The organism is Microbacterium hominis, from assembly GCF_013282805.1.
GTDB classification, from domain to species: domain Bacteria; phylum Actinomycetota; class Actinomycetes; order Actinomycetales; family Microbacteriaceae; genus Microbacterium; species Microbacterium hominis_B.
In genome coordinates, this window is the sequence record NZ_CP054038.1 from 1,501,936 (window position 1) to 1,524,392 (window position 22,457).

The following is a 22,457-nucleotide window of genomic DNA, read 5'->3' on the forward strand; positions in this document are numbered from 1 at the left end:
TCCGTCTCGTGTCCTCAGCGGGAGGTGAAGGATGCCGCGCGACGATGCCGCACGCCTGACGGCGCTGTATGACGCCCACGCGGCGCCGGTGTGGCGGTACGTGGTCCATCTGACCGGAGACCGCGCCGGCGCCGATGACATCGTGCAGGAGACGCTGCTGCGCGCCTGGCGGTCCGATCGCATCCTGGATCAGGATCCCGCCACGGCACGCTCGTGGCTGTTCACCGTCGCCCGGCACCTCGTGATCGACGAAGTGCGAAGCGCCCACCACCGTCGGGAGATCGCCGTCGCCGAGACGCCGGACTCCGAGACGGCCGACGCCACCGACGTGCTGTTCGAGACCATGCTCATCGAGGAGGCGCTCGCCGGGCTGTCCGACGATCACCGAGGGGTGATCGTGCGCGCCTATTACGGGGCGCTCACCGTGGCCGAGATCGCGGCCGAGCTCGGCATCCCCCCGGGGACGGTCAAGTCCCGACTGCATTACGGAGTCCGTGCCCTGCGGCTGGCGCTGCAGGAGAAAGGAGTGACGCGATGACACCCGATCACGCGCACTTCGTCGAATGGGACGCCGCGTACGTGCTCGGCGCGCTCAGCCCCGCCGACAGGCGCGTCTACGAGGAGCATCTCGAGCGATGCGGCGTCTGCCGCGCCGCCATCGCGGAGATCGCGGCGACGACGGGGCTGCTGACCCGCATCGATCCCGCCCGCGCGCGATCGATGATCGACGCACCGGAGGACGCGGGCGGACCCGACGAGTCCCGGCGCGCGGAGATCATCGAGCTCGGCGTGCTCCAGGCCCGCCGGCGGCGGCGCCTGACGTGGACAGGGCTGGCGTCGGCGGCCGCTGCCGTGATCGTCGCGGTGGTGCTGGCGGCGACTCTGGCGATCGCGCCGACGACGCAGCGCATCGAGGTCATCGCCCTCGAGCCGACGCGGGAGCTCCCGCTGACCGCGACCGTCGAACTCGTCGACGTCTCGTGGGGCACGCGCATCGAGATGATCTGCCGCTACACGGGAGACGGCGAAGGGTCCCCCGAGGGCGGCTGGCCTTATGCGCTCTACGTCGCCGGCGCCGACGGCACCTTCACCGAGGTCTCCAGCTGGCGGGGGCTGCCCGGTCGGGACGCCCGCGTCAGCGCGGGGACGGCCTTGGACTCCGACGAGATCTCCGCCCTCGAGGTGCGGTCGCTCACCAATGGCGACGTGCTGCTGCGCACCGATCGCGAGGTCGCCGACGGCGCCGCTCTGAGCGAAGACTGAACCGAACCGCGCGCTGTCTCGTGCCCCCTGTGACCGCACGGTGCGGTCGCACCTGGAAGGGACACGCAATGACCACGAAACTCGCGAGGATCGCCCTCGCCACCGCAGTGCTCGCCTTCGCCCTCGCCGGCTGCACGTCGCCGCCCGCCGACGACACGTCCACCGACACCGACACGGGGACCTCACAGGAGGCGGAGGACACGACGACGGAAGACGAGGGGACCGACGACTCCGGCGATGCCGCCGGCGAAGCCGAGCTCATGGTCGCCGAGACCTCCCTGGGCGAGGTCGTCGTCGACGCAGACGGCATGACCGTCTACATGTTCGACAACGACACCCAGGACTCCGGCGTGAGTTCCTGCGAGGGACAGTGCCTCGAGAACTGGCCGCCCGTGACCACCGAGAGCGACGCTCCCGCGGTCGACGGCGTGTCCGGTGAGGTGGGCACGATCACCGGCACCGACGGATCGACGCAGGTGACCCTCAACGGCTGGCCGCTGTACTACTTCATCGGCGACGAGGCCGCCGGCGACGTGAACGGCCAGGCCGTCAACGACGTCTGGTGGGTGCTCACCCCCGACGGCGAGCGGTTCGCCGGCTGACGCCAGGGAGGGCGATGGATGCCGCGGCGGCGGCCCGACAAGGGCCGCGGTCGCGGCATCCATCGGTTCGGGGTCAGGCCGCCAGGCTCTTGCCGTGCGAGCCGAGCTGCTGCGTCGCCTCGACCACGCGGGCGGCCATGGCCGACTCGGCCACCTTGCCCCAGGCGCGCGGGTCGTAGGCCTTCTTGTTGCCCACCTCGCCGTCGAGCTTCAGCACGCCGTCGTAGTTGGCGAACATGAAGCCGGCGATCGAGCGGGTGAAGGCGTACTGCGTGTCGGTGTCGATGTTCATCTTGACGACGCCGTTGGCCACCGCGAGGGCGATCTCCTCCTCGGTCGAGCCGCTGCCGCCGTGGAAGACGAGGTCGAGGGGCTTCGGGCCGGTGCCGAACTGCGCGGCGATGCCCTCCTGGATCTCCCCGAGCAGCTCCGGGCGCAGCTTGACGTTGCCCGGCTTGTACACGCCGTGCACGTTGCCGAAGGTCAGCGCCGAGATGTAGCGGCCGTTCTCGCCCAGGCCCAGGGCCTCGACGGCCTTGGTCACGTCGGCGACCGTCGTGTAGAGCGCCTCGTTCGAGCCCTCGTGCTTGACGCCGTCCTCTTCGCCGCCGACGACGCCGATCTCGACCTCGAGGATCGCATTGATGTTCTTGATGCGGGGGAGCAGGTCCTTCGCGATCTCGATGTTCTCGTCGAGGGGCACGGCCGAGCCGTCCCACATATGCGACTGGAAGATCGGGTTGCGCCCGGCCTTCACCTCTTCTTCGGAGGCCTCCAGCAGCGGCAGCACGAAGTTCGGCAGCGCGTCCTTCGGGCAGTGGTCGGTGTGGAGCGCCACGGTGATGGGGTAGTTCTTGGCGACCTCGGTCGCGAACTTCGCGAACGCGATCGCTCCCGCCGCGCGGTTCTTGACGGTGTGGCCGGCGAAGTAGTCGGCGCCGCCGGTGGTGACCTGGATGATGCCGTCGGAGCCGGCCTCGGTCAGGCCCTGCAGCACGGCGTTGATGGTCTGCGAGCTGGACACGTTGATCGCGGGATACGCGAAACCGCCGGCCTTCGCGCGGTCAAGCATGTCGGCGTACTGCTCAGGGGTGGCGACGGGCATGAATGCTCCTTGTTCATCGAGCGATGGCTCGCACAGTTCATGGGCTACCGAAACTCTAGCGAAGCGACCGCGGGTCCGAGTGGTGTTGGCCGCCTCGCCCGGACGGATCGTCGTCGTTCTGCCGTGAAGGAAAGATTCACCGATCTTTCGGGCACGGTGGGCGTTGATCAGCCGGGTTGCAGAGGCGCACTGGCTATGGTGAACGCATGGTGAGCCTGACCGCGGACATGAGTCCCCTGCATCCCGACCGCAATCTCGCGCTGGAGCTCGTGCGCGCGACCGAGGCGGCCGCGATCCGAGCGGTGCCGTTCATCGGCCGCGGTGCGAAGGAGGCCGCGGACGGCGCGGCGGTCGACGCGATGCGCGCCTTCCTCACGACGGTGAACTTCGACGGCACGATCGTCATCGGCGAGGGCGAGAAGGACAACGCGCCGATGCTCTTCAACGGCGAGCGCGTCGGCAACGGACGGGGACCCCGTGCGGACGTCGCGGTCGACCCGATCGACGGGACGTCGCTCACGGCCGCCGGGCGCAACAACGCGCTCTCCGTCGTCGCGGTCTCCGAGCACGGCACGATGCTCGACGCGTCGACCGTGTTCTACATGGACAAGCTCGTCACCGGTCCCGCCGGCGTCGGCGTCGTCGACATCCGTCTGCCCATCGGGGAGAACATCCGACTTCTCGCCAAGGCGCTCGGCAAGCCGGTCGATGAGATCGTCGTCTCGGTTCTGCACCGACCGCGCCATGAGAGGCTCATCGAGGAGATCCGCGAGGCGGGGGCCGGCACCCGCCTGATGAGCGACGGCGACGTCGCGGGCGGCATCAACGCCGCCCGCCACAACGCCCGCACCGACATGTGCGTGGGCGTCGGCGGCAGCCCGGAGGGCATCGTGACGGCCTGCGCCATCAAGGCGCTCGGCGGCCACATCCAGGGGCGCCTGTGGCCGCGCGACGACGACGAGAAGCAGCGCGGCATCGACGCGGGACTCAAGCTCGACGACCACGTGTACGAGGCCGACGAGCTGGTCAAGGGCAGCAACACGATCTTCGTGGCCACCGGCGTGACCGACGGTGCACTCGTAGCGGGGGTGCGGCGCGACGGCGGATACGTCTACACCGAGAGCGTGGTTCTCCGTGGCGCGTCGGGAACGCTCCGCCGCATCTCCTCGGAGCACCTCGTCTCGAAGTGGCTCTGAAGCCCTGAGTGCGAGCGCACCGTCCTCCGATCGCGTGACCGGAGTGACGGATGTGATTCGTGTAGCGATCGTGACCGCGTCGTGATGTCACGACGCGGCATGTCTGGCACAATCGAAACGGTGTCGACGAAGACGCGTGGGACGTTTTCGAGACCCGAAAGGGGTTGTGATGGCAGCTCAGGCCGGGAGTTCCGGACCCCAGACCGGCGCGATCGCCGTGGTCGCAGACGCGACCGATCCCGCACGTCGCCCCGACGTGCTCCTGCGGGTGCGCCGCGACGAAGGCCATGAGGTCAGCGCGTGGTGGATGATCGGCGCGTTCGTCGTCGTCTCCGGCGCCGTGATCGCACTTCTCAGCTTCGTTCCCGGCGGCGCCTGAGCGTCACCGGCCGTCCGACGAGATCCGCTCGCGGAGCTCGCCGATGTCCGCGCTCGCGGTGCCCTCGAGCAGCTCGGGCGCGGTGAGGCGCCGCGGCGCCTTCTCGATCGTGGTGGGTGCGGCGAGGGCATCGAGCTTCGTCTCATCGATGCCCGGGAATCGACGGGCGCTGACGAGCACGCGCGACTCGAGTGAACCGACGAACTTGTTGTAGCTGTCGACGGTGCGCTCCAGGGCTCGTCGCAGGTCGTCGGCGTGACCGGCGAGGCCTCCGAGCCGCTCGTACAGCTGCGTACCGAGCTCGAACAGCGTGCGCGCCTCGCGCGACACATCCTGCTGGGTCCACGTGTACGCGACGGTCTTCAGCACCGCCCACAGGTTGACGGGGGACGCGAGGGCTACCCGCTTGGCGAACGCGTAGTCCAGCAGCGAGGGGTCTTCTTCCAGCGCCGCCGCCAGGAGGGACTCGCTCGGCACGAAGCACACCACGAACTCGGGACTCGACGGGAGTCCCGCCCAGTACGTCTTCTTCGCGAGTGCGTCGATGTGCGCGCGCACGGCCTTGACGTGCTTGTCCAGGAGGGCGCGGCGGCGCGCGGCCTCCGCCCCCTGCGCGGTCACGGCGATGGCGCTGGCCTCGAGGTACGCATCGAGCGGCACCTTCGCATCGACCGCGATCGCCTTCTCGCCGGGGAGGCGGATGATCATGTCGGGACGGCCGGCGCCGGCATCCGTCTCGATCGACGTCTGGAGGTCGAAGTCGACGTAGCGCGTGAGCCCCGCTGCCTCGACGACCCGGCGCAGCTGGGTCTCGCCCCAGACGCCGCGCGTGCTTCCCGAGCGCAGGGCGCCGGCGAGGGATTCGGTGGTGGCGCGAAGCGCCTCGTCGGATTCCTGCGCGCGCCGGAGCTGCTCGGCGAGCGAGCCGAACTGCTCCTTGCGGTCGCGTTCGAGCTCGTCCACCTTGGACTGCATGGTGTGCAGCGTCTCCTGCACCGGGGCGAGGGCGCGCAGCACCGCCTGCTCGCGCCGCTCCCGCTCCTCACGCGCGGCCTGATCGGCACGGGTCTGGTGCGCCAGCTCGCGGTAGAGCGCCTGCTGGTGGTCGAGCTGGGCCTGCACGCCGGCGCGCGCGGCATCGGCCGCGGCGACGCGGGCGCGCAGCTCGGACTGCGCGACGGTCGCCCGGGCCGCGCCGCGGGCGAGCCCGGCGGCCCAGCCGGCGAGGGCTCCGACGAGGAGGCAGCCGATCACGAGGGCGATCAATGCGAGTGGGTCCATGGGTCCAGCGTGCCCGGGGCCTCCGACATCGAGAGCGCGGCGCGCGGCATCCATCTCCGCCGCTCGGGCTCAGGCGATCGTCGCGAGGGGGGTCGAGCCGAACACCGTGGTCGTCGGCGCCTCCGCGACGGCCGTCCGGCCGACACGCACGGCGGTCGCCGCGGCGAGAGCGTCGATGCTGTCGGCCCCGACCCGGCGGGCCGCATCGGTCATGACGTGCGCGCACGCGAGCGCATCGGCGACGGCGTTGTGGTGGGCGAAGTCGGGGAATCCGGCCTCCGCCGCCACGTAGGGCAGCCGGTACGAGTCGAGCCGGTACACCTTGCGCGCCACCTGCAGACTGCACGCGTAGCGGTACGGGGGGCAGTCGAGCCCGGTCACCTCGCACGCGCGTTTGAGCACGGCCATGTCGAAGCCCGCGTTGTGGGCCACGAGCACGTCGGATCCGACGAATGCCGCGAGATCGTCGAGCTGCTGCGCCCAGGTCGGGGCGCCCCGCACGTCTTCCGGACGGATGCCGTGGATGCGCACGTTCAATTCGAAGAACGCATCATGCCCGGGCGGTGGCTGGATGAGCCAGCCGGTCTTGGCGACCACCGCGCCGTCGCGCACGCGCACGAGTCCCACCGCGCACGCCGATGCGTTGCTGGAGTTCGCCGTCTCGAAGTCGATCGCGGTGAAATCCAGTGGCACGCGCTCAGCCTCACACGGGCCGGCGACGTCGGCTCCGAGGCGCGCCGCGCGCGAGGCGGTCGTAGGCTCGGGACCATGGCCAGTCGCGAGGAGATGTCGCTGTCGTTCGGCGCTGCTGCCGCCGCCTACGAGTCGGGGCGGCCCGACTATCCCCGGGCGGCGGTCGAGTGGATGCTCGCGCCGGTGCGCGAGCCCGGCCGATCGGTGCGGGCAGCCGACGTGGGCGCGGGCACCGGCAAGCTCACCCGCGCGATCGTGGAGATCGGCGCCGACGTGGTCGCGATCGACCCCGACGCCGACATGCTCGCCGCTCTCCGTGCCCGCGTGCACGGGGTGCCGACGTTCGTGGGCGCGGCCGAGCGCCTGCCGCTTCCCGACGCCGCCCTCGACGCGGTGCTGATCGGGCAGGCGTGGCACTGGGTGGATGCCGCGGCGGCGGCCCGCGAGGTCGCCCGCGTGCTGCGCGCCGGCGGTGTGCTGGGGCTCGTGTGGAACATCCGCGACGAATCGGACCCGTGGGTGGCCCGGCTGTCGACGGCGATCCGCCCCAGCAACGCGGAGCGGATGCTCGCCGAGGGCGGTCCGCGCCTGGCGGCGCCGTTCGGCCGGGCCGATCGCGCCGTGTGGCGGTGGACGAACCGGCAGACGCGGGCGGTGTTCCTGGACATGGTGGCCTCCCGCAGCCACGTGATCACGGCGCCGGAGGCAGAGCGGGCGCGCATCCTCTCGGCAGCGTCCGAGCTCTTCGACGAGCGCTGCCGCCTCGACGGGTCGGGCCTGGAGATCGTCGAGATCCCCTATCGCACGGAGGCCTATCGGGCTGTGCGGCCCTGACGCTCGGGAGCGACGGGCGCGGCCACGTAGACTGGATGCCCGTGGCTCTCACCATCGGAATCGTCGGACTCCCGAACGTCGGCAAGTCGACCCTCTTCAACGCCCTGACCAAGAACCAGGTGCTCGCGGCGAACTACCCGTTCGCGACGATCGAGCCCAACATCGGCGTGGTCAACCTGCCCGACACGCGGCTGGACAAGCTCGCCGAGGTCTTCCACTCCGACCGCATCCTCCCCGCCGCCGTGTCGTTCGTCGACATCGCCGGCATCGTGCGGGGCGCGTCGGAGGGCGAGGGCCTGGGAAACCAGTTCCTCGCGAACATCCGCGAAGCCGACGCGATCGCCCAGGTGGTCCGTGGCTTCGCCGACGACGACGTCGTCCACGTCGACGGCGCGGTCAACCCCGCGAGCGACATGGAGACCATCAACGCCGAGCTGCAGCTGGCCGACCTCCAGACCCTCGAGAAGGCGATCACGCGCTACGAGAAGGAGGTGCGCGGCAAGAAGCTCGACCCGACGGTGCTGGAGGCCGCGAACGCCGCGAAGGACGCGCTCGAGCGCGGCATCCTCCTCTCCGCCTCGGGGATCGATCTGGCGCCGATCAGGGAGCTGGGCCTGCTCACGGCGAAGCCGTTCATCTTCGTCTTCAACGTCGACGAAGCCGTGCTGACGGATGCCGCGCGCAAGGGGGAGCTCGAGGCCCTCGTCGCCCCGGCCAAGGCCGTGTTCCTCGACGCGAAGATCGAGTCCGAGCTCATCGACCTCGACCCCGAGGACGCGGCGGAGCTGCTCGCCTCGACCGGACAGGACGAGTCCGGACTCGACCAGCTCGCCCGCATCGGCTTCGACACGCTGGGCCTGCAGACCTACCTCACCGCCGGGCCCAAGGAGGCCCGCGCGTGGACGATCGGCAAGGGCTGGAAGGCTCCGCAGGCGGCCGGGGTCATCCACACCGACTTCGAGAAGGGCTTCATCAAGGCCGAGGTCATCTCGTTCGACGACCTCATCGCCGCCGGCTCCGTCGCCGAGGCCCGCTCGCGCGGCAAGGCACGCCTGGAGGGCAAGGACTACGTCATGCAGGACGGCGACGTGGTGGAGTTCCGCTTCAACGTTTAGCGTCATCGACGGCATACGTCACGCGCTGATGAACGACGAGCCGCGACAGGGCTCGACGTTCACGCGACCGTCGCCCGGCGGTCACGTCTAGGCTTGACGGGAGCACGACGCCCCTGCCGTGACGCTTCCGGCAGGGACTACCGCTCGTGTGCACCCATCGTCTGAGAAAGGCTCCCCGGATGACCGATTTCGCTGTGCCGTACGTCGAGGAGGGCGACGGCCCCGTCGCGCTCGTGCTGCTGCCCGAGCACGACCTCTCCACTGACGCGCTCGGCGTCGTCTCGCACTACCTCGCCGAGGAGGCGGGGTTCCGCATCGTGCGCGTCGGCCCGCGCAGCGAGTCCGAGAGCCTCGCGGCCCGTGTCGAGGACATCATCGCGGTGCTCGACCGCATCGGCCTCGAGCGCGCCTGGATCGGCGGCCATGCCGAGGGCGGCACCGTCGCACGCGCCTTCGTCGCCGCCCACGGCGACCGCACCAACGGGCTCCTCCTCCTCGGCGTCGAGGACGCCGACATCGCGCTGGCACCCGTGATCCCGGTGCTGATCATCCAGGGATCGGACGACGAGGTCACTCCGCCCGCGCACGGCACCGCGCTGCAGCAGACCGCTCCCGAGCGGGTGACGGTCCGGTCCATCGACGGCGGCGGGCACCTCTTCCCGATGACCGATCCGGTCGAGACCGCGGTCTTCATCGAGGAGTACCTCGACTGGGACTGAGGCCGCCTGAGGCGGCACCGGGCGAGGCGGGACGTCGGAGGATCCGATGAACCGGCTATGCGCGGGCTGAGGATCGCGGATTCTTGGTCTCATCTCAAAGAATCCGCCCCACCATGGGGCCATGGCATCGCTCGCCGTTCGCAGCCGACCCTCCGTCGGCGCTGATCCCGCAGCACCGTCGGTCGGCACGCCCGATCGGCGCGGGGCGTCGCGCGCCCGCTGGAATCTCGCCGCCGCGGCGATCATCTGGCTCACCAGCCTGTTCGTGGTGTCCCTGTGGGTCGCGGGGGGCGGCATCTCCTCCTTCCTCGCCTCCGACGCGGAGACGTTCAACACGCTCGGACGCCTCACCGGGCTGGTCTCGGCGAACCTGCTGCTGTACCAGGTGCTGCTCATGGCCCGGGTGCCGGTGTTCGAGCGCGGCTTCGGACGCGACGCGATCACGCGGATGCACCGGCTCGTCGGATTCTGGTCGTTCTGGCTGCTGGTGGCCCACATCGCGCTGCAGACGGCTGGGTACGCCGCGCAGGCGGACCTAAGCCCGCTCGTGCAGCTGTGGCGATTCGTGTGGGAGTACCCGGGCATGCTCCTGGCCGCGGCCGGGACGCTGCTGCTGGTGATGGTCGTGGTGACCTCGATCCGCCGCGCGCGCCGCCGGCGGCGCTACGAGTCGTGGCACCTGCTGCACCTCTACGCCTACCTGGGCGTAGGCCTGGCCGTTCCGCACATGCTGTGGACCGGTGCCGACTTCGTGGGCTCGCCGCCCGCCGCGACGTACTGGTGGATGCTATGGGCAGCGGCCGCGGCGTCGGTGCTGGTGTTCCGGATCGGCGTGCCGCTGTGGCGATCCTGGCGGCACGACATCCGCGTGGTCTCGGTGGCCGCGGACGGTGCGCGCGGCGTCACGGTGCGCATGCGGGGTCGCGGGCTGCACCGCCTCCGCGCGCGGGCCGGCCAGTTCTTCGTCTGGCGCTTCATGGCCGGCCCCGGCTGGACCCGCGGTCACCCGCTGTCGCTCGCGGCAGCCCCCGTGGGCGGCGAGTTCGTCGTCGCGGCGCGCCTGGCGGGGGACGGCACGCGACGCCTGGCGGAACTGCGCCCCGGCACGCGGGTGCTCGTGGAAGGGCCATACGGGCACCTCACCGGCGAGGCGCGCACAGGCACGAAGATGCTGATGCTCGGAGCCGGGGCCGGGATCGCGCCCCTGGTCGCGCTGCTGGAGGCCGAGCCGTACGCGCCCGGCGACGCCGTGCTGATCACACGCGACCACGACGCCCTCGACGCGATGCGGGTCGGCGAGATCCAGCGCCTCGTGCGCGAGCGCGGGCTGCGGCACCACACCGTGAACGGCAGCCGCGGTGCCCGCGGTCCGTCGTGGCTGCCGGCGACGCACGCCGAGTGGTCGGGACCCGAGCTGATCCGCCACGTCGCCCCCGACCTCGACCTCTACGACGTGTTCGTGTGCGGTCCGGCGCCGTGGATGGATGCCGTGCGCGCCGACCTGCGGTCCGCCGGCGTTGCGGCATCCCGCATCCATGTCGAGGCGTTCTCGATCTAGCAGTCAGGAGCACATCATGAAGAAGATCGTCTACGGGCTCCTGGCCACCCTGAGCGGGCTCGTGCTGCTGTTCAGCTATCGCACCTCGCTCGGCGAGGCCGTGCCCGTGGCGTCGGCCCTCGAGACGCCTGCCGCCGCGACCGGCTCGGGGTCGGGCGCGTCCGCGGCGGGTTCCGGCGGACAGGACGCAGCCGCGCAGGAGGCGGGTGCCGCGGCAGCCGCCTCGTCGATCGCTGACGGCACCTACACCGGCGCCGCCGCCGACACCCGCTACGGCGCCGTGCAGGTGCAGATCACCGTGCGCGACGGCCGGATCACGGCCGTCGACGTGCCGCACTATCCGGCGCGCAACGGGCACGACAGGCAGATCAACAGCCGGGCGCTGCCGGTGCTGGTGTCGGAGACGCTCGACGCGCAGAGCTCCGGGATCGACATGGTGTCCGGCGCCACCTACACGAGCGACGGCTACCTGCAGTCGCTGCAGTCCGCGATCGATCAGGCGCAGCAGTGAACGCGCGGCGCCAGGTGTGGACGGCGGAGCTCATGGGCACCGTCGTGAGCGTCCACGTCGTGGGCCGGGCCCGCGCGGGCGCGGAGGTCGAGGCGGCGATCGAGGGATGCTTCGCCGAGCTGCGTGACATCGAGCGGGTGTTCTCGCCGTTCCGTCCCGATTCCGACATCTCGCGGATGCTGCGCGGGGAAGTGGGGATCGCGCAGGCCGACCCCCGCGTGCGCCATGTGGAGCACGCGTGCGAATCCGCGGAGATCGCCACCCGCGGCATGTTCTCCGCGCACTGGCGGGGCGGCTTCGATCCGACCGGCTACGTGAAGGGCTGGGCGGTGGACGTGGCCGGCGCACGCCACCTGGACCCGCTCCTGACCGACCCGGGGGTGACCGCGGTGGGCGTGAACGCCGGGGGAGACCTCCGGCTGCGCACGGCCGGGGGATCCTCCTGGCGGTGGCGCGTCGGGATCGCCGACCCCGGGCGCCGCGGCGCCGTGCAGGCGACCGTGGAAGTGCGCGACGGAGCTGTGGCGACGTCGGGGCCCGCCGAGCGCGGGGGACACATCGTCGACCCGCGCACCGGGCTCGCGACCGTCGGCGTGCGCAGCGCCACCGTCATCGCCGACGACCTGGCGACCGCCGACGTCTGGGCGACGGCGGCGGTGGTCGCGGGCGGGGATCTGTCGTGGGTCGGCGGGATGCCCGACACCGCGGGTCTGGTCATCGCCGACGACGGCACGATCCGGCGCTGGATCCGCGGAGTGGAGGTGCAGGTGGTGGCGGCGTGAGCGCGTCCCGGTCGGATTCGACGGATTGATACCCCCAGGGGGTATAGTGGGGGCATGAGAACCCGCCTCCGTCATGCCCTCGCCGCCGTGCCGCTCGCGCTCGCCGTGCTGATCTCCGTCTCGGCCTGCGCGCCGACCCAGGAGATCCTCGTCACCCCCGACACGACGATCGTCGACGTGCGCACGCCCGCCGAGTACGCGGAGGGCCATCTCGAGGGCGCCGTCAACATCGACGTGACCGCCAGCGACTTCGACGCGAGGCTCTCCGAGCTCGACCCGGAGGCCGACTACGTCGTCTACTGTCGATCGGGTAACCGGTCGGCGCAGGCAGTCTCGCGCATGACCGGCGCCGGGTTCGCGTCGGTGACCGATGCGGGCGCGCTGAGCGCGGCATCCACCTCCACCGGACTTCCCATCGTCACCGACTGACCGCACCGAACGAGAAGGGGGCGCCATGGCGACCCAGACCATCACCATCGACACGATCCGCGACGCCATCGCCGACAACCAGATCGTCCTCCTCGACTTCTGGGCGGAATGGTGCGGGCCGTGCCGTCAGTTCGCACCCGTGTTCGAGAAGGCCTCCGAGGCCAACGCGGACATCGTCTTCGGCAAGATCGACACCGAGGCCGAGCGCGAACTGGCGTCGGGCTTCCGCATCACGTCGATTCCGACGCTCATGGCGTTCCGCGACGGGATCCTCGTGTTCTCGCAGCCCGGCGCGCTGCCGGCGCCGGCACTCGACCAGGTGATCACCGCGGTGCGCGACCTCGACATGGACGACGTCCGCCGCCAGATCGCGGAGCAGTCGGCAGCCACCTCGTAGCCGCAGGCGCGGCTAGGGCTTCGCGGCGGGCGCGGGCTCTGACGCTCCGGCGCCCGTGCGCCGGCCGATGACCAGCCACGCGAGCGGTCCGGCGACGGGCACGAAGATCGCGAGCAGGGTCCACCCCAGCGCCGGCACCGGGGTCAGCGCGCGGGCGCTCCGCGCGATCGAGACGAGCGAGAGCACCGCCAGCGCAAGGGCGAGCACCGCGACGCCGGACCACACGAGGTCGTACGCCGCGGGGATGAGGGGATTCGCCGCGTCTGCCATGCCGCCACGATAGCGGGCAATCCGATCCGAGCTCCGTGCCGAAGTACCGGTATGCGCCGCCTCCACGGCGCTGTCGGCCCCGAACCGGGTCCGTCTGCGACAGAGCCCGCCGGGCTCCTGACCTCGGAGGAACCCATGCACAACCGCACGAAGCACGTCCGCACCACGCACATCACCGGCGGTCTCGCCGTCTTCGCGATCTCGATGCTGGCCCTGGCCGGCTGCACGTCCGCATCGACCTCCGGCACCGCGGACGACGCCGCCGAGCCGACCACTGAGTCGAGCGCTCCGGCGACCGACGACACCATGGACCCCGCCGCGGGCCTCGTCGGCCCGGGATGCGCCGACTACGCCGAGGCCGTGCCCGACGGCGCGGGATCGGTCGCCGGCATGGCGATGGACCCGGTGGCCACCGCGGCATCCAACAACCCCCTCCTGACCACGCTCACCGCGGCCGTGAGCGGGCAGCTCAACCCGGACGTCGATCTGGTCGACACGCTCAACAGCGACGAGTTCACGGTGTTCGCGCCGACCGATGACGCGTTCGCGAAGATCGACGCGGCGACGATCGAGACGCTGCAGACCGACGCCGAGCTGCTCACCACGATCCTCACGTATCACGTGGTCCCCGGCCAGATCGAGCCGTCCGACATCGTCGGGATGCACACGACCGTGCAGGGCGCCGATGTCGAGGTGACCGGCAGCGGCGACGAGCTCATGGTCGGCGATGCCGCTGTGATCTGCGGTGGCGTGCAGACCGCCAACGCCACGGTCTACCTCATCGACACGGTGCTGATGCCGCCGGCCTCCTGAGCCGGACCGCACCCGGGCGGCCGTCGGAGCGGGAGGGATGCTCCGGCGGCCGCCGCCGTGAAGACGACCGGCCATGCCGGGGGAGAGAGGAGTCGGCCATGTCCGATTCGGGAAAACGCGCCCGCATCGCCTGGGCGGCGCTCGCCGGCATCGTCGGCGCGGGAGTGCTTCTGGCCGTGAGCGAGCTGATCGCCCTGATCGTCGCGCGTCGAGCCAGCCCGATCCTCGCCGTCGGCTCGTTCGTCGTCGATGTCGTGCCCCAGCCGCTCAAGGAGTTCGCGATCGCCGCGTTCGGCTCGGCCGACAAGATCGTGCTGCTGGCCGGGCTCGCGCTCGCGGCGCTGTGCGGCGCCGGGCTGGCCGGAGTGGTCGAGGAGCGCCGGCGCTTCGCGGGAGGTGCGCTCATGCTGCTGGGCGCGGGCCTGGCGACCGCGGCGGTCGTGACGCGGGCGGGGGCCGGGGCGCTCGACGCGCTGGCACCGGTCGCGGGCGGCGCGGCCGGTGCGGCGACCGTCGTGCTCCTCGTCGACCGCCTCCACCGGTGGCGGGCCGCCGCCGGCGACGACGGCACGCAGGGCGATGTGCGGATGCACCGCCGATCGTTCCTCGCCATGACCGCCGTCGCGGCGGCGGGAGCGCTCGTCGTCGGCATCGGCGCGCGCGCCGTGAACATCGCGACCTCCTCGGTCTCGGCGCTGCGCGATGCGCTGCGCCTCCCGGCCCCGCGCACGAGCATCGCGGTCCCCGCCGAGGCGGAGCTCGGCATCCCCGGCCTGAGTCCCGTCGTCACACCCAACGCCGATTTCTACCGCGTCGACACGGCGCTGACCGTGCCGACCGTCGACCCCGCCCAGTGGCGCCTGGTGATCGACGGGATGGTCGAGCGGCGCGTCGAGCTGACGTTCGACGATCTCCTGGCGCGCGGCCTGGACGAGTACGCGATCACCCTCACCTGCGTGTCGAACGAGGTGGGCGGCGACTTGGTCGGAAACGCGGTGTGGCTGGGTGTGCCGGTGCGCGACCTGCTGCGGCTGGCGGGTCCGGCCGAGGGCGCCGACATGGTGCTCTCCCGCAGCGTCGACGGCTTCACCGCCAGCACACCGCTGGCGTCGCTGGTCGACGACGGCCTCGACGCGATCCTCGCGGTCGGCATGAACGGCGAGCCGCTTCCGCCCGAGCACGGCTTCCCGGTGCGCATGGTGGTGCCCGGGCTCTACGGGTACGTCTCGGCGACGAAGTGGCTGACCGCCCTCACCGTCACGACCTTCGCCGACGACGAGGCGTACTGGACACCGCGCGGATACAGCGCGCGGGCGCCGATCAAGTTCTCATCGCGCGTGGACACGCCCAAGCCGGGCACCCCGGTACGCGCGGGGCGCGTGCCGATCGCCGGCGTGGCGTGGGCGCAGACGGTGGGGATCGAACGGGTCGAGGTGCGCATCGACGACGGGCCGTGGCGCGAGGCGACCCTGGCTGCCGCCATCGGCGTCGACACCTGGGTGCAGTGGCACCTGGAATGGGATGCCACGCCCGGCCCGCACTACGTCACGGTGCGCGCGGTCGACCGCAGCGGTGCCGTGCAGATCGAGGAGCCGGCGCCGATCGCGCCCGACGGGTCGAGCGGCTGGCAGCGCACCCTCGTGACGGTGACCGGGGGATGACCCGCGCTGCGTCCGGACGCGATTACGATGGAGTCCATGTCGACTTCGCAGACCACCCCCTCCCTCCAGCCCATCGCCGACGAGAAGAACCTCCTCGTCTCCACCGACGACGCCGCCGGCTCGTGCTGCGGCGGCGGATGCTGCTCGACCGAGTAATCCGCCGGAGCATCGGCCGTCCGCATGCCCGAGTCGCCTGAGGTCCAGGCGCTCATCGCGGCGCTCGGGCCGGTGCTGACCGGTCGCACGATCGCCGCGATCGACCTCGTGGAGGCCCGCGCGTACAAGACGCGCGGGCGTCCGGTCGCGGGCATCGTGGGCGCCCGCGTGACCGGTCTCGGCCGCTTCGGCAAGCATCTCGACGTCGAGACCGACCGCGGCAGCCTCGTCGTCTCATTCGGCCGCGCCGGCTGGGCCTACCCGCGCGCGGCCGGAGACGCCGATGCCACGCTCGCCGCATCGGACGCGGACGGCGACGATCCGCCGGTGATCGCCACCATCGTCTTCGACGACGACTCCACGCTCGACCTCACCGATGCCGCCGACTGGCTGTCGCTCGGACTGTCGTGGGTCGATCTGCCGATCGAGGTCGCCGCGATCGCGGCCCTCGGGCCCGACCCGCTCGGCCCCACCTTCACGCGCGAGGACTTCGCGCGCGCGCTCGGCGCACGCCGGAAGCAGCTGAAGGCCCTGCTCCAGGAGCAGGAGAGCCTCGCCGGCATCGGCAACGCCTACTCCGACGAGATCCTCCACGCCGCGAAGATCTCGCCGCGCACGCATGCCGCCGCACTCGACGACCTCGAGCGCGAGCGGCTCTTCCAGGCCGTCCGGTCGGTGCTCACCGACGCGGTGGCCGCGAGGACCGGCATCGGGTCCGCGGAGCTGAAGGCGGCGAAGGTCGCCGCCATGCGCGTGCACGGCCGCACCGGCGAGGCATGCCCGGTGTGCGGTGCGACGGTGCTCGATGTGCCGGGAACGAAGGGCGGCGCGCAGTACTGCCCCACGTGCCAGACCGCGGGCGTGCCGCTCGAGGGCTGACGCCCGCGGCCGGTGTCAGTGGCCGACCGGAGCGGCGCCCTGCGGGACGTCGGCCGGCTTGCGGATGAAGAACGCCCCCACGATGAGCGGCAGCGAGATGACCGCGGCCAGCGTGAAGGCCGCACGCGCACCCGCCGCTCCGGCGATGATCTCGTCGGCGCCCGATGCGGCGACGGACGCCGACACCCCGGAGAACACCGTGATCAGCAGCGCGATGCCGGCCGCCCCGGCGACCTGCTGCGCCGTGCCCACCACAGCCGAGCCGTACGAGTAGAACTTCGGCTCCAGCGAGGCCAGCGAGGCCGTGAACAGGGGCGTGAACGACAGCGCGAGACCGAGCGAGAGCGCCGTCTGGGCGAGGGCGATCGTGATGACCGAGGTGTTCTGGTCGAAGGTCGTGAACACCCACAGCAGCGCGCTGGCGATGATCGAGCCGGGGACCAGCAGCACGCGCGTGCCCCATCGGTCGTAGATGCGGCCGATGAACGGACCGGCGAAGCCCATCACCAGTGCGCCGGGGAGCACGACGAGCCCGGTCTCGAGCGCCGACACCTGCAGCACGGTCTGCATGTACAGCGGCACGACGGTGATCGCGCCGAAGAAGGCCATGGACAGAACGAACATCTGGCCCATCGCGAGGGAGAAGTTCGCCGAGCGGAACACGCGCAGATCCAGCAGCGCGTCGTCGACCTTCTGGAGCACGAGCTGGCGCCACACGAACAGCGTGAGCGCGACGACCGCGACCGACAGCGACACGATGAGCGCCACCGTGGAGGCTGCGCCCGCAGCCGCGGCCTCCGAGCCGGCGGTGCTGTGCGCCGTCGCGCCGCCGATCTGGCTGAGTCCGTAGACGAGTCCGCCGAAGCCGAGCGCCGACAGGATCACCGACAGGACGTCGATCGGGGCGCGGGTGGTCTCGCCGAGGTTGTGGATCCAGCGGGCGCCCACCGCGAGGGCGATGACGGCGATGGGCAGCACCACCGCGAAGATGGAGCGCCAGCCGACGGCATCCAGCAGGAAGCCCGACATCGTCGGGCCGATCGCGGGGGCGAGGGAGATGACCACCGACACGCGCCCCATCATGCGGCCGCGGGCGTGCGGCGGCACGATCGTCATGAGCGTGGTCATCAGCAGCGGCATCATGATGGCCGTGCCCGACGCCTGCACGACGCGGGCGACCAGCAGCATCGGGAAGCCCGGCGCGAGCAGCGCGATGAGCGTTCCGAACGAGAACAGGCTCATCGCCGCGACGAACATCGTGCGGGTCGTGAACCGACGCAGCAGGAAGCCGGTGATCGGGATGATCACGGCCATCGTGAGCATGAACGCCGTCGTCAGCCACTGGGCGGCCAGCGCCGTGATGCCGAGGTCGGTGATGAGGTGGGGGATCGCCACGCCCATCGTCGTCTCGTTGAGGATCGCGACGAACGCGGCCGCCAGGAGCAGCCAGATGACGCGGCTCTGCTCGGAGGTGAGCAGGGGTCCGGTGGATGCGGGAACGCGCACGTTCCCGGTCGCCGGCGTCGTCTCGGTGGTGGACATGGGTCTCCTCGATGGGGGCGCGGCGGGAACGTCGAAAGCGCCACCCGAGGATGGCAAGCCTTCAGGATAACCGCCGCATGCGACACTCCATTCCCCATCCCGGCGACGGATGCGGCGGCCGCGCGCGGGCTCCGCATCCGGGTGCCTCCGCGCGGAACTAGGCTTTCGGAGATGAGCATGGGCATGCGGGGCGGCGGGGGAGGGCATCCCGGCTTCCGGCCTGTCGACTCCGTGGCGCAGCGCAAGCAGAACGCGCAGGCGCCGAAGATCCCGGATCTGCGCCGGCGGGTGGTGGCTCTGTTCCGCCCCTACACCGGGCGCATCGCCGTCACCGGGCTTCTCGTCATCGCGGGCGCGGCGATCGCCGTGCTCCCGCCCCTGATCGTCCAGGCGATCTTCGACGATGCGCTCTTCCCGCTCGACGGCGGCCCGCCGGATCTCGGCCTCCTCGCGCGCCTGGTGGGGCTCACGGTGCTGCTCTACCTGCTCTCCGCGGTGCTGGGGGTGGCCCAGACGTGGCTCACCTCGACGGTCGGCAACCGGGTCACCGGCGACCTGCGCGTGCGGCTGTTCGACCATCTGCAGGCGATGGAGCTCGGCTTCTTCACGCGCACGAAGACGGGAGTCATCCAGTCGCGGCTGCAGAACGACGTCGGCGGCGTCTCCGGTGTGCTCACCAACACCGTCACCAGCATCCTGGGCAACACCGTGACCGTCGTGGCCTCGCTCATCGCGATGATCATCATCGACTGGCGGCTCACGCTCATCGCGGTCGCGATGATGCCGATCCTCGTCTTCGTGCAGCGCCGCGTCGGCCAGGTGCGCGCCCGCATCGCGGGTGAGACCCAGGAGTCGCTGTCGGAGCTCACCGCCATCACGCAGGAGACACTGAGCGTGTCCGGCATCCTGCTGTCGAAGTCCTTCAACCGGCAGCGCACCGAATCGGAGCGCTACGGGGCCGAGAACGTCAACCAGGTGCGACTCCAGGTGCGCCGCGCCATGAGCGGCCAGGGCTTCTTCGCGGTGGTTCAGGTCATCATGGCGAGCGTCCCGGCCGTGATCTACCTGGTGTCGGGCTATCTGATCACCGGCGGGACCGACATGATCACCGCCGGCACGATCGTCGCGTTCACGACCGTCCAGGCGCGCCTGCTCATGCCGCTCATGGGGCTCATGCGCGTCGCACTCGACGTGCAGACCTCCGCCGCCCTGTTCGCCCGCATCTTCGAGTACCTGGACCTCGAGCCCGCGATCGCCGACGCGCCCGACGCGATTCCCGTCTCCCGCGCACCCGGCCCGCTCGGGCGCATCGAGTTCCGCGACGTCGTCTTCCGGTACCCGGATGCCGCGCCCGACTCGCGCCCGACCCTCGACGGCATCTCGTTCGCGGCGGAGCCCGGCCAGCATGTGGCGTTCGTCGGACCCTCGGGCGCCGGGAAGACCACGGTGCTCTACCTCACGCCGAGGCTGTACGAGGCCGGCGCCGGACAGGTGCTGTTCGCAGGGGCCGACGTGCGCGCGCTCACGCAGGAGTCGGTGATCGACGAGGTCGGGATCGTCTCGCAGGAGACGTACCTGTTCCACGCGACGATCCGCGAGAACCTGCGCTACGCGAAGCCGGACGCCACCGACGCCGAGATCGAGCGGGCGTGCGCCGCCGCCAACATCCACCACGTGATCAGCGGCTTCGAGAAGGGCTACGACACCGTCGTGGGCGAGCGCGGCTACCGCCTGTCCGGCGGCGAGAAGCAGCGCATCGCGATCGCGCGCGTGCTGCTGAAGGATCCGCCCGTGCTGCTGCTCGACGAGGCGACCTCGGCCCTCGACACGGTGTCGGAGCGGGTGGTCCAGGATGCGCTCGACACCGCCGCACGCGGGCGCACGACCCTCACCATCGCGCACCGGCTCTCGACCGTGCGCTCGGCCGATGTGATCCACGTGGTCGAGGCGGGGCGGATCGTGGAGACCGGCACCCACGCCGAGCTGCTGGCCGGCGGCGGACTCTATGCCGACCTCGCCGCCGAGCAGCTCGCCGCGTCGCGCGTGCTGGAAGCGGAGCAGACGGCCGAGGCCGAGCAGTCCGCTGCGGCGGGGCAGACGACAGTCACGGGAACCGCGCCCGAACGGGCGCCTGTGGAGCGGTGAGCTCCGCCGTCACCACGGCGCGGCGGCTGCGGCGATCCCTCCGGCCCCGGCGGCGCCGTCGCGATCGAGCAGGCGGCGCACGAACGCTCCCAGGATCCGGCGGTACTCGTCGTCGCTGTGCGAGCGGGCGATCGCGATGAGGGGCGGCACGTCCATGTCGAGGATCAGCCGCACGCGGGCGGCGGCCGCGGCCGGGCGGGCGGCGGCATCCAGCACCGCCAGACCGCCCTCGAGCGCCTCGAGGTAGTCGCGCAGCACGGGAAGCTCCGCCTTGCGCTGCGTGATCGAGCTGCCGTCCGCCCGCTCGCGCCACTCGACCACGACCTCGGGCACGACGTCGAAGGCGCGGGCGTGCGCGTACATCTGCTGGGCGACGACCTGATCCTCGTACGCCTTCCCGACGGGGAAGCTCAGGCCCGCCCGGCGCCACAGGTCGATGCGGCTGACCTTCGACCAGGCGACGATGTTGCCCGACGCCTCCGGGTGGGTCTCGAGCGTCGCACCGATGCGGGAGGGGCGGGTGGATGCCGCGACCCACGGCTGCACCGTGCCGGGCGTGTATCCGCCCGAGGCATCGGGACGCAGGCGCACGTACGCGCCGACGGCGAAGTCGCTCCCGCTGCGCGTCACGGTGCCCGTGAGCACCTCCAGTGCGCGCGGGGTGAGCCGGTCATCGGCGTCGAGGAAGCCGACCAGCGGCGTCTCGACGAGGTCGAGCGCCGTGTTGCGGGCCGCGCCGAGACCCGACCGGCGCTCGAGATGCACGACGCGGAAGCGCGGATCGGCGGCCGCGGCGGCGTCGAAGATGTCGCCGGTGCCGTCGGTCGAGGCGTCGTCGACGAGGATCGCCCGCCACGCCGTGAGAGTCTGGGCGCGCAGCGAGTCCAGAGCGTCCTGCGCATACGGGGCGATGTCGAATCCCGGCACGATGACCGTGACGAGGGGGGACGAGGGCGCGCTCACCCGCTCGATTGTACGGCCGCCACGGAGGCGGCGACCGCGTCGGCGACGGCGTCCAGACTCCGCGCGAGGGTGTGCGGGAAGGTGAAACGCACCGCCGTCTGCGCGACCTCGGGGGCCACGCCCATGGCCAGCAGCACGTGCGAGGGCTCGTCGCTGCCCGCCGCGCACGCGGAGCCGCTCGAGGACACGATCCCGCGGCGCTCGAGCTCGAGCAGCACGGCCTCGCCGCTGGTGCCGGCGAAGGTGAAGCTCGCGGTGCCGGGCAGGCGGTGCACGGCATCGCCGGTGAGCCGCGCCTGCGGCACCGCCGCCAGCACGCGGGCGATGAAGGCGTCGCGCAGGAGGGCGACCCGCGCGGCGGTGGCCACCCGCTCCGCCTCGGCGAGCTCGAGCGCGGTGGCGAACCCGACCGCGCCGGCGACGTCCTCCGTGCCGGAGCGGCGTCCGCGCTCCTGGCCGCCGCCGTGCAGAAGCGGCTCGAGGGGGATGCGCCCGCGCACCCCGAGGACACCGGTGCCCTTGGGCGCGCCGAGCTTGTGGCCGGCGAGCGAGATGGCGTCGTAGGCGAGGTCGGCGGCCGACAGCGGCAGCCAGCCGGCAGCCTGCACGCCGTCGATGTGCAGCGGGATGCCGCGGCTGCGGGTCTCGGCCGCGATCGCCGCGACGTCCTGCACGGTGCCGACCTCGTTGTTCGCGTAGCCGATGCTCACGACGGCGGTGTCGGCGCGGAGCGCCGCGCGCAGGGCGTCGAGGTCGATCCGCGCATCCGGGCCGACGGCGACGCGCGTGGCGTCGAAGCCGTGGAAGCGCTCCAGGAAGGCGACGGACTCGAGGACCGACTCGTGCTCGATCGGCGTCGTGACGACGTGGCGGTGCTCGCCCGGCATCCACGACCCCAGCGCGATCCCCTTGACCGCGAGATTATTGGCCTCGGTGCCGCCCGAGGTGAAGACGATGTCCCCGGCGCGCAGGCCCAGGATGCGCGCCACACGCGAGCGTGCACCGGCCAGCGCCTCGGCGGCCGCCTCGCCGACGGTGTGGTGGCTCGACGGATTGCCGAACCACCGCGTGAGATACGGCGCCATCGCCTCGAGCACCTCCGGACGGACCGCGGTCGTTGCGGCGTTGTCGAGGTAGAGCATGCTCATGCGCGCGCCTCCGCGG

Annotated in this window: 24 protein-coding genes; 17 read left to right on the top strand and 7 right to left on the bottom strand. The window is 71.7% G+C overall.

Going from position 1 to position 22,457, the window contains the following annotated elements:
* Window positions 1-31: 31 nt before the first annotated feature.
* The 3 genes from HQM25_RS06575 (at window position 32) to HQM25_RS06585 (ending at window position 1,865) form a co-directional block, all read left to right on the top strand.
* Window positions 32-538: a sigma-70 family RNA polymerase sigma factor gene (locus HQM25_RS06575; protein WP_172989511.1), complete on the top strand. Its 507-nt coding sequence runs from the start codon at window positions 32-34 to the stop codon at window positions 536-538.
* Window positions 535-1,263: a zf-HC2 domain-containing protein gene (locus tag HQM25_RS06580; RefSeq protein ID WP_172989512.1), complete on the top strand. Its 729-nt coding sequence runs from the start codon at window positions 535-537 to the stop codon at window positions 1,261-1,263. The genes HQM25_RS06575 and HQM25_RS06580 overlap by 4 nt, the downstream gene beginning before the upstream one ends.
* A gap of 68 nt (window positions 1,264-1,331) precedes the next feature.
* Complete coding sequence (locus HQM25_RS06585; protein WP_172989513.1) at window positions 1,332-1,865, top strand: COG4315 family predicted lipoprotein; 534 nt, start codon at window positions 1,332-1,334, stop codon at window positions 1,863-1,865.
* 73 nt (window positions 1,866-1,938) lie between these two features.
* On the opposite strand, the gene fbaA is transcribed toward HQM25_RS06585, so the two are convergent.
* A complete protein-coding gene (gene fbaA, locus HQM25_RS06590) occupies window positions 1,939-2,970 on the bottom strand; it encodes a class II fructose-bisphosphate aldolase (protein WP_172989514.1) in 1,032 nt (343 codons plus the stop codon).
* Window positions 2,971-3,176: 206 nt separating this feature from the next.
* On the opposite strand from fbaA, the gene glpX reads away from it, so the two are divergent.
* Together glpX and HQM25_RS06600 are read left to right on the top strand one after the other, a co-directional pair.
* Window positions 3,177-4,166: a class II fructose-bisphosphatase gene (gene glpX / locus HQM25_RS06595; RefSeq protein ID WP_172989515.1), complete on the top strand. Its 990-nt coding sequence runs from the start codon at window positions 3,177-3,179 to the stop codon at window positions 4,164-4,166.
* 169 nt (window positions 4,167-4,335) lie between these two features.
* Window positions 4,336-4,545 carry a UDP-N-acetylmuramyl pentapeptide phosphotransferase gene (locus HQM25_RS06600; RefSeq protein ID WP_172989516.1) on the top strand — a complete coding sequence of 70 codons (210 nt, stop codon included), beginning with the start codon at window positions 4,336-4,338 and terminating at the stop codon, window positions 4,543-4,545.
* Window positions 4,546-4,548: 3 nt separating this feature from the next.
* Here the strand turns inward: HQM25_RS06600 and HQM25_RS06605 are convergent, their stop codons facing one another.
* Complete coding sequence (locus tag HQM25_RS06605) at window positions 4,549-5,826, bottom strand: DNA recombination protein RmuC (RefSeq protein ID WP_172989517.1); 1,278 nt, start codon at window positions 5,824-5,826, stop codon at window positions 4,549-4,551.
* Between the two features lie 69 nt (window positions 5,827-5,895).
* Window positions 5,896-6,519 carry a 3'-5' exonuclease gene (locus HQM25_RS06610; RefSeq protein ID WP_172989518.1) on the bottom strand — a complete coding sequence of 208 codons (624 nt, stop codon included), beginning with the start codon at window positions 6,517-6,519 and terminating at the stop codon, window positions 5,896-5,898.
* A gap of 75 nt (window positions 6,520-6,594) precedes the next feature.
* On the opposite strand from HQM25_RS06610, the gene HQM25_RS06615 reads away from it, so the two are divergent.
* The 8 genes from HQM25_RS06615 (at window position 6,595) to trxA (ending at window position 12,864) form a co-directional block, all read left to right on the top strand.
* Window positions 6,595-7,353 (top strand): class I SAM-dependent methyltransferase, encoded by a 759-nt coding sequence (locus HQM25_RS06615; RefSeq protein ID WP_172989519.1) that lies wholly within the window; start codon window positions 6,595-6,597, stop codon window positions 7,351-7,353.
* A 41-nt stretch (window positions 7,354-7,394) separates the two neighbouring features.
* Window positions 7,395-8,468: a redox-regulated ATPase YchF gene (ychF, locus tag HQM25_RS06620; protein ID WP_172989520.1), complete on the top strand. Its 1,074-nt coding sequence runs from the start codon at window positions 7,395-7,397 to the stop codon at window positions 8,466-8,468.
* 179 nt (window positions 8,469-8,647) lie between these two features.
* On the top strand, window positions 8,648-9,187 hold the full coding sequence (locus HQM25_RS06625; protein ID WP_172989521.1) for an alpha/beta fold hydrolase: 540 nt from the start codon (window positions 8,648-8,650) through the stop codon (window positions 9,185-9,187).
* A 121-nt stretch (window positions 9,188-9,308) separates the two neighbouring features.
* Complete coding sequence (locus HQM25_RS06630; RefSeq protein ID WP_172989522.1) at window positions 9,309-10,745, top strand: ferredoxin reductase family protein; 1,437 nt, start codon at window positions 9,309-9,311, stop codon at window positions 10,743-10,745.
* Between the two features lie 16 nt (window positions 10,746-10,761).
* Window positions 10,762-11,256, top strand: a complete 495-nt coding sequence (locus tag HQM25_RS06635; RefSeq protein WP_172989523.1) for an FMN-binding protein — start codon at window positions 10,762-10,764, stop codon at window positions 11,254-11,256.
* Window positions 11,253-12,038 carry an FAD:protein FMN transferase gene (locus HQM25_RS06640; RefSeq protein WP_254359585.1) on the top strand — a complete coding sequence of 262 codons (786 nt, stop codon included), beginning with the start codon at window positions 11,253-11,255 and terminating at the stop codon, window positions 12,036-12,038. Before HQM25_RS06635 ends, HQM25_RS06640 begins: the two co-directional genes overlap by 4 nt.
* Before the next feature lie 54 nt (window positions 12,039-12,092).
* Window positions 12,093-12,467: a rhodanese-like domain-containing protein gene (locus tag HQM25_RS06645; protein ID WP_172989524.1), complete on the top strand. Its 375-nt coding sequence runs from the start codon at window positions 12,093-12,095 to the stop codon at window positions 12,465-12,467.
* 25 nt (window positions 12,468-12,492) lie between these two features.
* Window positions 12,493-12,864 (top strand): thioredoxin, encoded by a 372-nt coding sequence (gene trxA / locus HQM25_RS06650; protein WP_172989525.1) that lies wholly within the window; start codon window positions 12,493-12,495, stop codon window positions 12,862-12,864.
* Between the two features lie 12 nt (window positions 12,865-12,876).
* Here trxA and HQM25_RS06655 read toward each other — a convergent pair whose 3' ends face one another.
* The gene (locus tag HQM25_RS06655; RefSeq protein WP_172989526.1) at window positions 12,877-13,134 is read right to left on the bottom strand and encodes a PLD nuclease N-terminal domain-containing protein; all 258 of its coding nucleotides are present in this window, start codon (window positions 13,132-13,134) and stop codon (window positions 12,877-12,879) included.
* Window positions 13,135-13,269: 135 nt separating this feature from the next.
* Here HQM25_RS06655 and HQM25_RS06660 point away from each other — a divergent pair, with 135 nt between their 5' ends.
* The 3 genes from HQM25_RS06660 (at window position 13,270) to HQM25_RS06670 (ending at window position 16,643) form a co-directional block, all read left to right on the top strand.
* Entirely contained in the window at window positions 13,270-13,947 is a 678-nt protein-coding gene (locus tag HQM25_RS06660) for a fasciclin domain-containing protein (RefSeq protein ID WP_172989527.1), read from the top strand.
* A 98-nt stretch (window positions 13,948-14,045) separates the two neighbouring features.
* Window positions 14,046-15,608, top strand: coding sequence for a molybdopterin-dependent oxidoreductase (locus tag HQM25_RS06665; protein ID WP_172989528.1), 1,563 nt, complete (start codon window positions 14,046-14,048; stop codon window positions 15,606-15,608).
* 180 nt (window positions 15,609-15,788) lie between these two features.
* Window positions 15,789-16,643: a DNA-formamidopyrimidine glycosylase family protein gene (locus tag HQM25_RS06670; RefSeq protein ID WP_172989529.1), complete on the top strand. Its 855-nt coding sequence runs from the start codon at window positions 15,789-15,791 to the stop codon at window positions 16,641-16,643.
* A 15-nt stretch (window positions 16,644-16,658) separates the two neighbouring features.
* Here the strand turns inward: HQM25_RS06670 and HQM25_RS06675 are convergent, their stop codons facing one another.
* On the bottom strand, window positions 16,659-18,185 hold the full coding sequence (locus HQM25_RS06675) for a DHA2 family efflux MFS transporter permease subunit (RefSeq protein ID WP_172989530.1): 1,527 nt from the start codon (window positions 18,183-18,185) through the stop codon (window positions 16,659-16,661).
* Window positions 18,186-18,362: 177 nt separating this feature from the next.
* Between HQM25_RS06675 and HQM25_RS06680 the strand changes: the two genes are divergently transcribed.
* Window positions 18,363-20,330 carry an ABC transporter ATP-binding protein gene (locus HQM25_RS06680; RefSeq protein ID WP_172991554.1) on the top strand — a complete coding sequence of 656 codons (1,968 nt, stop codon included), beginning with the start codon at window positions 18,363-18,365 and terminating at the stop codon, window positions 20,328-20,330.
* A gap of 9 nt (window positions 20,331-20,339) precedes the next feature.
* On the opposite strand, the gene HQM25_RS06685 is transcribed toward HQM25_RS06680, so the two are convergent.
* Both HQM25_RS06685 and HQM25_RS06690 read right to left on the bottom strand, forming a co-directional pair.
* Window positions 20,340-21,293, bottom strand: a complete 954-nt coding sequence (locus HQM25_RS06685) for a glycosyltransferase family 2 protein (RefSeq protein ID WP_172989531.1) — start codon at window positions 21,291-21,293, stop codon at window positions 20,340-20,342.
* Complete coding sequence (locus tag HQM25_RS06690; protein ID WP_172991555.1) at window positions 21,290-22,435, bottom strand: cysteine desulfurase family protein; 1,146 nt, start codon at window positions 22,433-22,435, stop codon at window positions 21,290-21,292. Before HQM25_RS06690 ends, HQM25_RS06685 begins: the two co-directional genes overlap by 4 nt.
* Window positions 22,436-22,457 lie beyond the last annotated feature (22 nt).